Raw genomic sequence first — 12,468 nt, 5'->3', positions numbered from 1 at the left:
CGGCGATGCCTCGACTTTGCGAAGCTTGCTCCCCGGCCCATGACAACACGACTCTAATGTTTCCACTCAGTCGTATTTTTTTCTTAAGAGTGAAGATTGATCCGGCGCGCTTTCAGGTCAAGCGTTTTGTGAAACCGTACACATCACGCTTGCGCGCGCACGCGACAATAAGGCTCGCGGCACTGCTGGTGCGCGGTTTTGCCTGTCCTGGAGGCAATGCTCAGGAACGCGGTCTGGTCTTGTGCGGGTCGTAGTGGGCGAAGGCGACGACACGCGCCGGCAGCCTTTTGGCATGGCCGTCGAGCTTGCCGATCTCGACCTCGGTGCCGATGGCCGCATGGGTGACGTCGAGCCGCGCCAGCGCGATGTTCTTGTTCAGGACCGGCGAACGCATGCCCGAGGTGACGACACCGATCTGGGCACGGCCGACATGGACGCAATCGCCATGGCCGACAGCGACATTGGCGTCGATGTCTAGACCGACCAGTCTGTTCCGCGGGTTTTCCTTGCGCCGGATCAGCGCCTCGCGGCCAATGAAATCATCGGTCTTGCTCTTTAGCGGCACGGTAAAGCCGATGCCGGCCTCGAACGGGTCGGTCTGGTCCGAGAATTCGTAACCGGCGAAGATCAGTCCAGCCTCGATGCGCACCATGTCGAGCGCTTGCAGGCCCATTGGTTTCAGCCCATGCGGCTGGCCGGCTTTCCATATGGCGTCGAACACCTTTTCGGCGTCGCGCGGATGGCACCATATTTCGTAGCCGAGCTCGCCGGTATAGCCGGTGCGCGAGACGACGACCGGTACGCCGTTGCCGCCGCCGATGCGGGCGACGGCGAAGCGGAACCATTCGAGCTCATCGATTGATGGCTGTAACGGTGATGTCCAGATCACGTCCCTGAGGATGTCACGGCTTTTCGGGCCCTGCACGGCGACATTGTGCATCTGGTCGGTCGATGAGCGCACCAGCACGTTGAGATCGAGCTTTTTTGCCGTCTCGCGCAGCCATTCGCCGGAAAGATCGTCGCCCCCGACCCAACGGAAATTGTCCTTGCCGAGCCTTAGCAACGTGCCGTCGTCGATCATGCCGCCATGCTCGTAGCACATGGCGGAGTAGACGACCTGGCCGACGCCGAGTTTCTTCACATCGCGGGTCAGCGTGTATTGCAGCAGCGCTTCGGAATCCGGGCCGGTGACTTCGAACTTGCGCAGCGGCGACAGGTCCATGATCACCGCGTCCTGCCGGCAGGCCCAGTACTCAGCTATCGGCCCATCCTTGGCGAAGGCGTTGGCCAGCCAATAGCCCCTGTACTCGGCGAAGTTGCGGGTGTGCTTGGCAAAGCTCGAATGAAAGGCTGTCTCGCGGGTCATTTTCGGTTCCGAATCGGGCGTCATGCGTCTGGCGATCGCTCGCGAGAATTTGTGCTGGCCGGAATAGGTCCGCACGTGGATGTCGGTCAGGTCCCAGCCATTGGCCGGCGTCGTGTCGTCGGGGCAGGCGGAGGAGACGCAGACGATGTCGGTCAGCGCGCGCAGCAGCACATAGTCCCCGGGGCGCGACCAGGGCTCGTCCGAGACCATGATGCCATGCGCGTCGATCGCGGTGTTGAAGAAGAAGTTGATCGCCATCCAGCCGGCGCGAGGACTGACACCCTTGCCGGCCAGGGCGCCGTTGAAATTCTCCGAACAGTTGGTGTGGCCGGGATAGCCGATGTCGTCATAGTACTTCGCCGCGCAGGCGAGTGCGAAGGCATCATGCCGGCCGCACGTGTCCTGCACCACCTCGACCAGCGGCTCCATGTCCTGGTCGTAGTATTTCGAGTGCAGGCCCGGCATCGGATAGCTCGATCCCATCAACGTGCGCGTCGTCGTCACGTCGAGTGGATGGTCGAGGCCCTTGTCGAGCTTGCGCGCCGAAAAGCACTGGAAATCGGTGCACTGGCGCCCGTCGACATCGATGATCTGCAGATAGTCGCCCGCCTTGACGAAATAGGATTCGGCGGTTGCCGAATGGACGCGTAGGTCGAGCACCGGATCGGCGAGGGGATCGGCAAGCTGCGATTTTGTTTTCAGGCGGATCGTGACGCGCCGCACGACAACCGTAAGCGGCGTTGCCGTGTCGTGGCCGTCGACCAGCATCGGGCCGCCGGGGGCGGCGATGATCATCGAGCCGTCGCGAGCGACGGTAAAACCCTGTTCGGTGCCTGCAGGCGTGGCACTGCCGAAGACGCGGACTGCCTTGGTCTGGTCAAGCTGAACTTGCCGGCGCGCGATGCCCCGCCGCAAGGCACCGAGACTGTCATCGCCAGCGGTCAGCAAATCCTTGATGCCGGCGGCATTGCTGTTGGATCTTTCGCCGAGGATGGCGGCATCGGTGACGCCCGTGGCGTCCCAGGCCAGCAGTTCGCAGGCCTGGCCGCCCTCGACATTGCGGACCGTGATCGTATCACCCGCCTCGACCTCGATCAGCACCGCGCCATTGCCCTGGATCGTGTAGCGTTCCATGCCCGGCGGCAGCGCGATCTGGCCAGGCCTCAGGATGAGGCTCGGGCGCGGCGGTCCTGTTGTGATCGTGGGGTAGGGCGACTGGCTCATCTCAGCCTTGCGGTTCGAGAAACAAGTTTGCCTGTGTGTAAAATTATTTTAGCAGCAAGAATAGCAGTGCGGTTGCGTTTGGCAAGGTGAAGCGCCCATCTTCCCTTCTCCCCTTGTGGGAGAAGGTGGATCGGCGCGGAGCGCCGAGACGGTTGAGGGGTGCGTGACGGATCACCGTCATTGCCAAGCTGTAGCACCCCCCATCCGACCTCGCTTCGCGAGGCCACCTTCTCCCACAGGGGGAGAAGGGAAGGCCACGGTAAGGTGCTAGACTAGGTCAATTCCTCGGAATGCCCGATGTTGACGCCATACTCCGCAGCCGAGTCGAGCATCGTATGCCACAGGCTTTCGGCAAAAGTCGCAAACACAAGAACGTTGAACACCGCCTGGCCATCCGCCCGGTCATTGCCGCGCCAGATCGTGACGCTGGTGTGATCCATCGAGGTTGCGGCCGCCGTCCCAACCGCGAACGTATCGGGGTGCAGATCGATCGAAGACAGCTTGGCCAGCATTGCGCGTGCCTTGGCGCCGGAGGCGCTGATCAGCACGCGCGCGTGCGATTGGTCGGACAGCGACGTCGATGCGGCAAAGGCAGGCGCAAGCGCCCCCGTCCCATGCTTGCCGCCTTGCGACAGGACGAAAAACTGATCCGGCCCCGACCAGATCAGTGTTGCGTCCGCCGTGGTGACCGCCTTCGGCGTTTCCGGAGCGGCGACGCCGAACCTGCCCTTCGCGGCCTTGGCCATGTCGGCTGCCTTGCCGCGTCGCGCCATCACCTGGACGAGGTCGAAATTGCGGATCTCGGTCAGCAAGACGCCGGCATCGCCACGTGCGCCATACGCACCCGACACGAGCGCGCGGTCAAGCGGACTGCGGATGTCCCAGGAAAACTCAGCCACGCTGGCGCCCTCCATCTGGATCGTAGAAGACGGGATGACACAGTTCGACATCATAGTCTTCGCCGCGAATCGGGTCGTGCGCATGGACGATCTCGCCGATGCGTTCGCGGCCGCGCTCGACGAGCGCGAGCCCGATCCACTGGTCTGATGTCGGCGAGAAGCAGACCGAGGTGACATAGCCTTGGTCGTTGCCTGGCCCGGGCGTCTGCCCCTTCGGGATAATATGCGCACCGGAGCGCAGCCGGCGCGCTCTGTCGGTGGGCCTGACTCCGACGACGACCTGACGGTCTGGCGCGACCAGCGCCTCGCGCCCGGCCATGACACGGCCGATGAAATCTTTCTTGGTGGACATCATCTTGCCGAGGCCTAGGTCGGCGGCCGTCGTCGTGCCGCTCAGTTCCGGTCCGGCGATATGGCCCTTTTCGATACGCATCACGCCAAGCGCCTCGGTGCCGTAAGGCGTGACGCCGAAAGGCAGGCCGGCCAGCATCAGATTGCGCGCCATCGCTTCACCGTAGCGTGCGGGAACGGAAATCTCGAACGCCATCTCGCCGGAGAAAGAGATGCGGAACAGCCGTGCCTTGATACCGCCGCGCAAGGCGACTTCCCGCGCGCCCATGAACGGGAAACCTTGGTTGGAAAGATCCTCCGCCGGGTCGACGACCTCCTTCAGCAGATCGCGGGTCTTCGGTCCGGCGATGGAGAACTGTGCCCATTGGTCGGAGACCGAAGTCAACTGGACGTCGAGTTCCGGGAACAGCACTTGCCGACAGTATTCGAGATGCTGCATCACCAGCCCGGCCTTGGCGGTGGTGGTGGTGAGGAAGTAGTGGTCTTCGGCCAGCCGCGACGTCGTGCCGTCGTCGTAGACGATACCGTCCTCGCGCAGCATCAGCCCGTAGCGTGCCTTGCCGACGGCGAGGTTGGAGAAAGTGTTGATGTAGACGCGGTCGAGGAAGGCGCCGGCATCCGGGCCGTGCACGTCGATCTTGCCGAGCGTCGAGACATCGCAGAAGCCGACGCCGCTTCGTACTGCCTTGACCTCGCGGGTCACAGAGTCCAGCCAGTCCTTCTCGCCCGCGCGCGGATACCACTGCGCGCGCTTCCACAGGCCGGTGTCGACGAAAACGGCACCCTGTTCGGCTGCCCAGTGATGCGACGGCGTCAGCCTTGTGGCGTGGAAAGTCTCGTCGCGATGATGGCCGGCGAAGGCACCGATGGCGACGGGCACATAAGGCGGCCGGTAGATCGTCGTGCCGGTCTCGGGAATGGAGCGGCCGCTCACCGCAGCCATGATGGCGAGGCCGGCGACGTTCGAGGTCTTGCCCTGATCGGTCGCCATGCCGAGCGTCGTGTAACGCTTCAGATGTTCGACCGATTCAAAACCCTCGCGCTGCGCCAGCTCGATGTCGGAGGCGGTGACATCGTGCTGGTAGTCGACAAAGGCCTTGCCCTTGCCGGCAACGTGCCAGAGCGGCGTCAGCGAGAACGCCTCGTCGCCGGCGAGTGGGGCTGAGCCGGTCTTGCCGGCACGCCCGGCATCGCGCGCTGCTGCAGCACCTGCGGCGAACCCTTCAGCCAGGCAGGCGCCGAGGCCGAAGGCACCATTGGCGGCACCCGCCGCGACCATGCCGGGCGGCGCGCCGTCGGGAACGAAGGCGGCGATGTCGTCGCGCCATTTTGGCCGGCCGCGATGATAGGAGGTCAGCCCGACCGCCGGATTCCAGCCACCGGAAACCGCAAGCCCGTCAGCCTCGACCTCGGCGCGCGCGCCCCCGGTCAGCGACACGGCGATTTTCCTGACGCCATCCTTGCCGCCGTCAACGCCGCTGACAGCGCCGTGCAGCACCGGGAAGCCGCCCTTGGAGGCAAGCGAGCGATGGGCAGGGGAGACGTCAGCCCGCGCGTCGATAACCGCGGCGATCCGCAGTCCAGCTGCGAGTGCGGTCTCGACCGTGCGCCAGCCATCCTGGTTGTTGGTGAACAGCGCGACGCGTTTTGCGGGAGTGGCGGCGTAGCGCTTGACATAGGTGCGCATCGCCGAGGCCATCATCACACCGGGAGTGTCGTTGCCGGCAAAGACGATCGGCCGTTCGATGGCGCCGGCCGCGACAACACAGCGCTTCGCAACGACCCGCCACATCCGCTGACGCACCTGGTGTTCGGGCGGCGAGGGCAGGTGGTCGTTGACCCGCTCCAGCGCGCCATAGGTGCCGCCATCATAGACGCCGAACAGTGTCGTGCGGGTCATGATGCGGACATCGGGCATTGCCGTGAGCTCAGCCAGGGCCCGCGACAACCATTCGGCGGCCGGCAGGCCATCGATCGTGCCGCCATCCGACAGCAGCCGCCCGCCGGGCGCAAAATCCTCTTCGCACAGGATGACGCGGGCGCCGCCGCGGCCGGCGGCAAGTGCCGCTGCCAGGCCAGCCGGACCGGAGCCGGCGATCAGCACATCGCAATGCGCCCAGGCCTTGTCGTAGTGGTCGGGATCGGCAACACCGGCGGCGCGGCCAAGGCCAGCGGCGCGGCGGATCGCCGGCTCGTAGATCGCTTCCCAGAATTTCGCCGGCCACATGAAGGTCTTGTAGTAGAAGCCGGCGACGAAGATCGGCGCGAACAGCTGGTTGACCGACATGACGTCGAAGCGCAGCGACGGCCAGCGGTTCTGGCTGGCGGCCTCGAGCCCTTCGTAGAGCTCGGCCGTCGTTGCCTTGGTGTTGGGCTCGCGCCTGGCGCCTGTGCGCAGTTCGACCAGCGCGTTGGGCTCTTCCGAGCCTGATGTCAGGATGCCGCGCGGGCGATGGTATTTGAACGAGCGGCCGACCAGCTTGACGCCATTGGCAACGAGTGCCGACGCCAGAGTGTCGCCCTGGAAGCCGGAAAAGCTCTTGCCGTCGAAACGGAAGTTCAGCGGCGCCGTGCGGTCGATGAGACCGCCATTGTCCAGCCGGTTTTTCTGCGCGCCGGCCATCACGCGTCAACCTTCGCCGCGCCGGCACCCGGCGCCGGTTCGACCGCGGAAATCTCATGCGTCAGCGTGTTGCGCGTGACCTTCAGCCAGGCCCGGCATCCGCCGCCATGGTACCAGCTCTCGTTCATCACGCCGGCGATGTTGTCGCGCAGATAGACATAGTCGAAGACGGCATCCTCGCCGGCATCCGCCGCCGGCCGCACCGGTTTGGCGTCGCCGAGATAGGTGAACTCGCCGAGTTCGCGTTCGCCGCAGAAGGGACAGACAATACGCATGATTTTCTGGCCGTCCTCAGTGCAGGTTCGGTTGGGCGCCCTGGCCCTTTTCGTCGATCATGGCGCCAGTCCGGAACCGGTCGAGGCGGAACCGTGCGGCCTCCTCATGCGGCGTGTCGCGGGCCAGCAGATGGGCAAAGACAAAGCCCGATCCTGGCGTTGCCTTGAAGCCGCCATAGCACCAGCCGGCGTTCAAGTAGAGGCCGTCGACCGGCGTCTTGTCGATGATGGGCGAGCCGTCCATGGACATGTCCATGATGCCGCCCCACTGGCGCAGCAGGCGCACGCGGCCGATCATCGGCATCAGCGCCATGCCGCCCTCGCAGACGTCTTCCATCACGGGCATGTTGCCGCGCTGGGCATAGGAGTTGTAGCCGTCAATGTCGCCGCCGAAGACCAGCCCACCCTTGTCCGACTGGCTGACATAGAAATGGCCGGCGCCGAATGTCATGACGTTTGGGATCAGCGGCTTGATCGCCTCGGAAACGAAGGCTTGCAGCACATGGCTTTCGATCGGCAGGCGCAGGCCCGCCATATCAGCGACGCGCGACGAGGAGCCGGCGACCGCCATGCCGACCTTGCCGGCGCCGATCCTGCCGCGCGAGGTCTCGACGCCGGTCACCTTGCCGTTGGCGTCCCTGACAAAGCCCGTCACCTCGCAATTCTGGATAATGTCGACGCCGAGACCGCTCGCCGCATGGGCGTAGCCCCAGACCACGGCGTCGTGCCGCGCCGTGCCGCCGCGCCGCTGCAACAGCCCGCCTTGCACGGGAAAGCGCGCATTGTCGAAGTTCAGGAACGGCATCATCTTCTTGACCGCCGCGAGGTCGAGCAGTTCGGCGTCGATGCCGTTGATGCGCATGGTGTTGCCGCGTCGCGCATAGGCGTCGCGCTGCGCGTCCGAATGGTAGAGGTTGATGACGCCGCGCTGGCTGACCATTGAATTGTAGTTGAGGTCCTGCTCCATCCGCTCCCACAGCTTCATCGACAATTCGTAGAAGCCGGTGTTGCCCGGCAGGCCGTAATTGGAGCGGATGATCGTGGTGTTGCGGCCGGCATTGCCGGAGCCGATCCAGCCCTTTTCCAGCACGGCGACATTCCTGATGCCGTATTCGCTGGCGAGAAACCAGGCCGTGGCAAGGCCATGGCCGCCGCCGCCGATGATCACCACGTCATAGCGATCTTTCGGCGTGGCGTCGCGCCAGGTGCGTTGCCAGTTCTTGTGGCCGGAAAGGGCGGCCCGTGCGAGCGAGAAGATCGAGTATTTCATCAGTTCATTCCGAGGTCGCTCGCACCGCTGGTACGGCTAGATGTCCAGCGTGTGGTCGCGCTCCCATTGCGTGAAGTGCGAAGCATAGGAATTCCATTCCTGGTGCTTCAGCTTTAGGTAAGCCGACGAGAATTCCTCACCCAGCGCCGTCTTCAACGATTTGTCCTTGTCGAACTCGCGCAGCGCGTCGAGCAGGTTGAGCGGCAGTTTCGGCGCGCCCTTCACCGTGTGCCCGTGCTGGTACATGTCGATGTCGTAGCGCTTGCCCGGATCGGCCTTCGAGCGGATGCCGTCGAGGCCGGCGGCGATGATGACGGCCTGCAACAGATAAGGGTTGGCCGCGCCGTCCGGCAGGCGCAGTTCGAAGCGGCCGGGGCCTGGCACGCGCACCATGTGGGTGCGGTTGTTGCCGGTCCAGGTGACCGTGTTCGGCGCCCAGGTCGCGCCGGAGATTGTGCGCGGCGCGTTGATGCGCTTGTAGGAATTGACCGTCGGGTTGGTGATCGCGGCAAGCGCCGAGGCATGCTTCATGATGCCGCCGAGGAAATTCTTGCCCTTGGCCGACAGGCCGAGTTCCATCGAATTGTCGGCAAAGACATTGGTCTTGCCCGTCTTGTCCCACACCGAGATATGAGCATGGCAGCCATTGCCGGTCAGGCCCTGGAAGGGTTTTGGCATGAAGGTGGCGCGCAGGCCGTGCTTCTCGGCCACTGACTTGACCATGAATTTGAAGAACGAGTGCTTGTCGGCGGTCGCGAGCGCATCGTCGAAGGCCCAGTTCATCTCGAACTGGCCGTTGGCGTCCTCGTGATCGTTCTGGTAGGGGCCCCAGCCCAGCGCCAGCATGTGATCGCATATCTCGGCGATGACGTCGTAGCGGCGCATCACGGCCTGCTGGTCGTAGCACGGTTTCGAGGCCGTGTCGTATTTGTCGGAGATGACGCTGCCGTCCGGCGAGATCAAAAAGAATTCGGCCTCGACGCCGGTCTTCACATGCATGCCGTCGCCGGCAGCCTCCGTGATCAGCCGCTTCAGCGTGTTGCGCGGCGCCTGGTCGACCTCCTTGTCGTCCATGATGCAGTTCGCGGCGACCCAGGCGACGTCGGGCTTCCATGGCAACTGGATGACCGAATCCGGATCCGGCACCGCCAGCATGTCCGGATGCGCCGGCGTCAGATCGAGCCAGGTGGCAAACCCTGCGAAGCCGGCGCCGTCCTTCTGCATGTCGGCGATGGCTTGCGCCGGCACCAGCTTGGCGCGCTGGCCACCGAACAGATCGGTGTAGGAGATCATGAAATATTTGACGCCGTTCTCCTTGGCGAATGCGGCGAGATCGTTCCCCATTATAGTTCCTCGCTTATGGTATTTTCGGTGTGCTGTTTCTTCGTTCGAGCGTGATCTCTTCCGGAAACCGGAATTCACTTTTCAGGATCATGCTCTAGAAGCCGTTCTTCCCCGGTATCCAGTTGGTGCCGGCCAGCGGTACGCCAGCCATGGCGGCGGCTTCGATGGTGAGCGCGACGAGATCCTCGGGCTCGAGATTGTGCAGGCTGTTCTTGCCGCAGGCACGCGCGATTGTCTGCGCCTCGAGCGTCATCACCTTGAGGTAGTTGGCCAGCCGGCGGCCGGCGGCCACTGGGTCGACCCGCTTCATCAGTTCGGGATCCTGCGTGGTGATGCCAGCGGGGTCGCGGCCTTCATGCCAGTCGTCATAGGCGCCGGCCGTGGTGCCGAGTTTGTTGTATTCCGCCTCCCAGCGGGGGTCGTTGTCGCCGAGCGCGACCAGGGCTGCCGTTCCGATCGAGACGGCATCGACGCCGAGCGCCAGCGCCTTGGCGACATCGGCGCCGTTGCGGATGCCGCCGGAGACGATCAACTGCACCTTGCGGTGCATGCCCAAGTCCTGCAGTGCCTGCACTGCCGGCCTGATGCAGGCGAGTGTCGGCTGGCCGACATTCTCGATGAACACTTCCTGCGTTGCCGCCGTGCCGCCCTGCATGCCGTCCACCACGACGACATCGGCGCCGGCCTTCACGGCGAGCGCGGTGTCGTAATAGGGGCGGGCACCGCCGACCTTGACGTAGATCGGCTTTTCCCAGTCGGTGATCTCGCGCAGTTCGAGGATCTTGATCTCGAGATCGTCCGGCCCGGTCCAGTCGGGGTGGCGCGAGGCCGAGCGCTGGTCGATGCCTTTCGGCAGCGTGCGCATCTCGGCGACGCGGTCGGAGATTTTCTGGCCGAGCAGCATGCCGCCGCCACCCGGCTTGGCGCCCTGGCCGACAACGACCTCGATGGCATCGGCGCGGCGCAGGTCGCGCAGGTTCATGCCGTAGCGCGACGGCAAATATTGGTAGACCAGTTGCTTGGAATGGCCTCGCTCCTCCTCGGTCATGCCGCCATCGCCCGTCGTGGTCGAGGTGCCTGACAGCGTCGCGCCGCGCCCAAGCGCTTCCTTGGCCGGGCCCGACAGCGAACCGAAGCTCATGCCGGCGATGGTGATCGGGATCTTCAGCTCGATCGGCTTCTTGGCGTGACGCGAGCCGAGCACGACCGATGTGTCGCAGCGCTCGCGATAGCCTTCGAGCGGATAGCGCGAGATCGAGGCGCCGAGGAACAGCAGGTCGTCGAAATGCGGCAGCTTGCGCTTGGCGCCGGCGCCCCGGATGTCATAGATGCCGGTCGCCGCGGCGCGGCGGATCTCGGAAAGCGTGTAGTCGTCGAAGGTCGCGGATTTGCGCGGCGTTGTCGGCGGGTTGCGATAGGTCATGCTGCCTCAATACGCGTCGGCGTTGTCGATATTGAAATTGTAGAGCGTGCGCGCCGAGCCGTAGCGCTTGAACTCCGACGGCTTGACGCCGGTGATGCCGGCGCGGTCGAGCAGGCCTTGCAGCAACTCGAGATGCTCGGGCCGCATCTCCTTGGCGATACAGTCGGCACCCAGGCTGTCGACCTTGCCGCGCACGAACAGCCGCGCCTCGTAGATGGAATCGCCCAGCGCATCGCCGGCATCACCCAGCACCACCAGATTGCCGGACTGCGCCATGAAGGCCGACATGTGGCCGATATTGCCGTGCACGACGATGTCGATGCCCTTCATCGAAATGCCGCAGCGCGACGACGCGTTGCCCTCGATGACCAGCAGGCCACCCTTGCCGGTTGCGCCGGCATACTGGCTGGCATCGCCTTTCACGATGATCGACCCCGACATCATGTTCTCGCCGACGCCGGGTCCCGCCGAACCATGGACGGTGATGGTGCTGCCCGAATTCATGCCTCCGCAGTAGTAGCCGACGCTGCCGCGCACATCGATGCTGACAGGCTGGTCGACCCCGACGGCGACCGAATGGCTGCCCTTCGGGTGCAGCACTTCCCATGCCGTTTCATTCGAGCCCGGAGCCAGGTTGTGCAGCGCCTGGTTGAGCTCGCGCAGCGACGACACATCGAGATCGAAGATCCGGGAGGCGTGGTCTTGCGTCGCTGCCTTCGAAAGTTTGGTTGCCGGCATGAACTCAATGCTCCCAGAAATAGACAGTTGCGGGTTCCGGTTCCCAGACCCTCGCATTGTCTATGCCGGGCAGCTTGGTCAGCGCGCGATATTCCGAGCCGAAGGCGACATATTGGTCGGTCTCGGCCATGACGGCGGGCTTGCAGGCAATCGGGTCGCGCACGACGCCGAAACCGTTCTTGGTGCCGACGACGAAGGTGAAGAAGCCGTCGAGGTCGGAAAGCGTGCCTTCCAGCGCTTCGCCGAGGTTCTTGCCATGCGCCATCTGCGAGGAGAGGTAGGCGGCGGCGACCTCTGTATCGTTCTCGGTCTCGAATTTCATGCCTTCGCGAACCAGTTCGCGGCGGACATTGTTGTGGTTGGAGAGCGAGCCATTGTGCACCAGGCACTGGTCGGCGCCGGTCGAGAACGGATGCGCGCCCATGGTCGTCACCGCCGATTCCGTTGCCATGCGGGTGTGGCCGATGCCATGCGTGCCTGCCATCTTGCGGACATCGAAGCGATCGACGACCGCTTCCGGCAGACCGACTTCCTTGTAGATCTCGACCACGTCGCCGGCGCCCATGATGCGGATATCGGGGCGCAGCGCCTGGATCGCCTCGCGCGCTTCGTCGATCTTGGCAGGCGCTGTCCTGACGACGGCATGAGTCGATTTCACCGCTATGCTCACCGGCACACCGATCGCCTTGGCAAGCTCGCTATCGAGGTCGCGAAAATCGCGCGCCGGCTTCGCCGACTGGATGGTTATCTTGGCTTCATTCCTGGAGGGCGCGCCATAGATGGCGATGCCGGCACTGTCCGGGCCGCGATCGCTGAGCGAGACCAGCATCTCCGACAGCATCGCGCCGAGCTTCGGCTCCAGCGACTTGTCCTTCAAAAACAGTCCGACAATTCCACACATGTCAGCCTCCCGGCGTTTGCAGCTAAGAGATGATGTATCGAATGCGTTGTGCGA

At 64.2% G+C, this 12,468-nt stretch carries 9 protein-coding genes; all 9 read right to left on the bottom strand.

Annotated elements, in window-relative coordinates; translation table 11 throughout:
* Positions 1-220: 220 nt before the first annotated feature.
* Positions 221-2,590: a trimethylamine N-oxide demethylase gene (locus tag AC07SZ_RS34675; protein WP_494917780.1), complete on the bottom strand. Its 2,370-nt coding sequence runs from the start codon at positions 2,588-2,590 to the stop codon at positions 221-223.
* Positions 2,591-2,862: 272 nt separating this feature from the next.
* On the bottom strand, positions 2,863-3,489 hold the full coding sequence (locus tag AC07SZ_RS34670) for a sarcosine oxidase subunit gamma (RefSeq protein WP_494917779.1): 627 nt from the start codon (positions 3,487-3,489) through the stop codon (positions 2,863-2,865).
* Entirely contained in the window at positions 3,482-6,463 is a 2,982-nt protein-coding gene (locus AC07SZ_RS34665) for a sarcosine oxidase subunit alpha (RefSeq protein ID WP_494917778.1), read from the bottom strand. The genes AC07SZ_RS34670 and AC07SZ_RS34665 overlap by 8 nt, the downstream gene beginning before the upstream one ends.
* Positions 6,463-6,738 (bottom strand): sarcosine oxidase subunit delta, encoded by a 276-nt coding sequence (locus tag AC07SZ_RS34660; protein ID WP_494917777.1) that lies wholly within the window; start codon positions 6,736-6,738, stop codon positions 6,463-6,465. The genes AC07SZ_RS34665 and AC07SZ_RS34660 overlap by 1 nt, the downstream gene beginning before the upstream one ends.
* A 16-nt stretch (positions 6,739-6,754) precedes the next feature.
* Positions 6,755-8,008 (bottom strand): sarcosine oxidase subunit beta family protein, encoded by a 1,254-nt coding sequence (locus tag AC07SZ_RS34655; RefSeq protein ID WP_494917776.1) that lies wholly within the window; start codon positions 8,006-8,008, stop codon positions 6,755-6,757.
* Positions 8,009-8,044: 36 nt separating this feature from the next.
* Positions 8,045-9,352: a type III glutamate--ammonia ligase gene (gene glnT, locus AC07SZ_RS34650; protein ID WP_056564313.1), complete on the bottom strand. Its 1,308-nt coding sequence runs from the start codon at positions 9,350-9,352 to the stop codon at positions 8,045-8,047.
* Between the two features lie 94 nt (positions 9,353-9,446).
* A complete protein-coding gene (locus tag AC07SZ_RS34645) occupies positions 9,447-10,775 on the bottom strand; it encodes an FMN-binding glutamate synthase family protein (protein WP_056564310.1) in 1,329 nt (442 codons plus the stop codon).
* Between the two features lie 6 nt (positions 10,776-10,781).
* Positions 10,782-11,513: a GltB/FmdC/FwdC-like GXGXG domain-containing protein gene (locus AC07SZ_RS34640; RefSeq protein WP_056564307.1), complete on the bottom strand. Its 732-nt coding sequence runs from the start codon at positions 11,511-11,513 to the stop codon at positions 10,782-10,784.
* A 4-nt stretch (positions 11,514-11,517) separates the two neighbouring features.
* On the bottom strand, positions 11,518-12,414 hold the full coding sequence (locus AC07SZ_RS34635; RefSeq protein WP_056564304.1) for a class II glutamine amidotransferase: 897 nt from the start codon (positions 12,412-12,414) through the stop codon (positions 11,518-11,520).
* Between the last annotated feature and the right edge of the window lie 54 nt (positions 12,415-12,468).

The sequence above is a fragment of the Mesorhizobium sp. GW821-FHT07A06 genome (assembly GCF_059419085.1).
The sequence above is the reverse complement of the archived record's forward strand: the minus strand, read 5'-3'. Positions and strand labels throughout refer to the sequence as shown.

Excerpts from the sequence above, each read along its gene's own strand:
- AC07SZ_RS34675 (WP_494917780.1), bottom strand. The coding sequence starts at position 2,590 with ATGAGCCAGTCGCCCTACCCCACGATCACAACAGGACCGCCGCGCCCG.
- AC07SZ_RS34665 (WP_494917778.1), bottom strand. The coding sequence starts at position 6,463 with ATGGCCGGCGCGCAGAAAAACCGGCTGGACAATGGCGGTCTCATCGAC.
- AC07SZ_RS34660 (WP_494917777.1), bottom strand. The coding sequence starts at position 6,738 with ATGCGTATTGTCTGTCCCTTCTGCGGCGAACGCGAACTCGGCGAGTTC.
- AC07SZ_RS34655 (WP_494917776.1), bottom strand. The coding sequence starts at position 8,008 with ATGAAATACTCGATCTTCTCGCTCGCACGGGCCGCCCTTTCCGGCCAC.
- glnT (WP_056564313.1), bottom strand. The coding sequence starts at position 9,352 with ATGGGGAACGATCTCGCCGCATTCGCCAAGGAGAACGGCGTCAAATAT.
- AC07SZ_RS34645 (WP_056564310.1), bottom strand. The coding sequence starts at position 10,775 with ATGACCTATCGCAACCCGCCGACAACGCCGCGCAAATCCGCGACCTTC.
- AC07SZ_RS34640 (WP_056564307.1), bottom strand. The coding sequence starts at position 11,513 with ATGCCGGCAACCAAACTTTCGAAGGCAGCGACGCAAGACCACGCCTCC.
- AC07SZ_RS34635 (WP_056564304.1), bottom strand. The coding sequence starts at position 12,414 with ATGTGTGGAATTGTCGGACTGTTTTTGAAGGACAAGTCGCTGGAGCCG.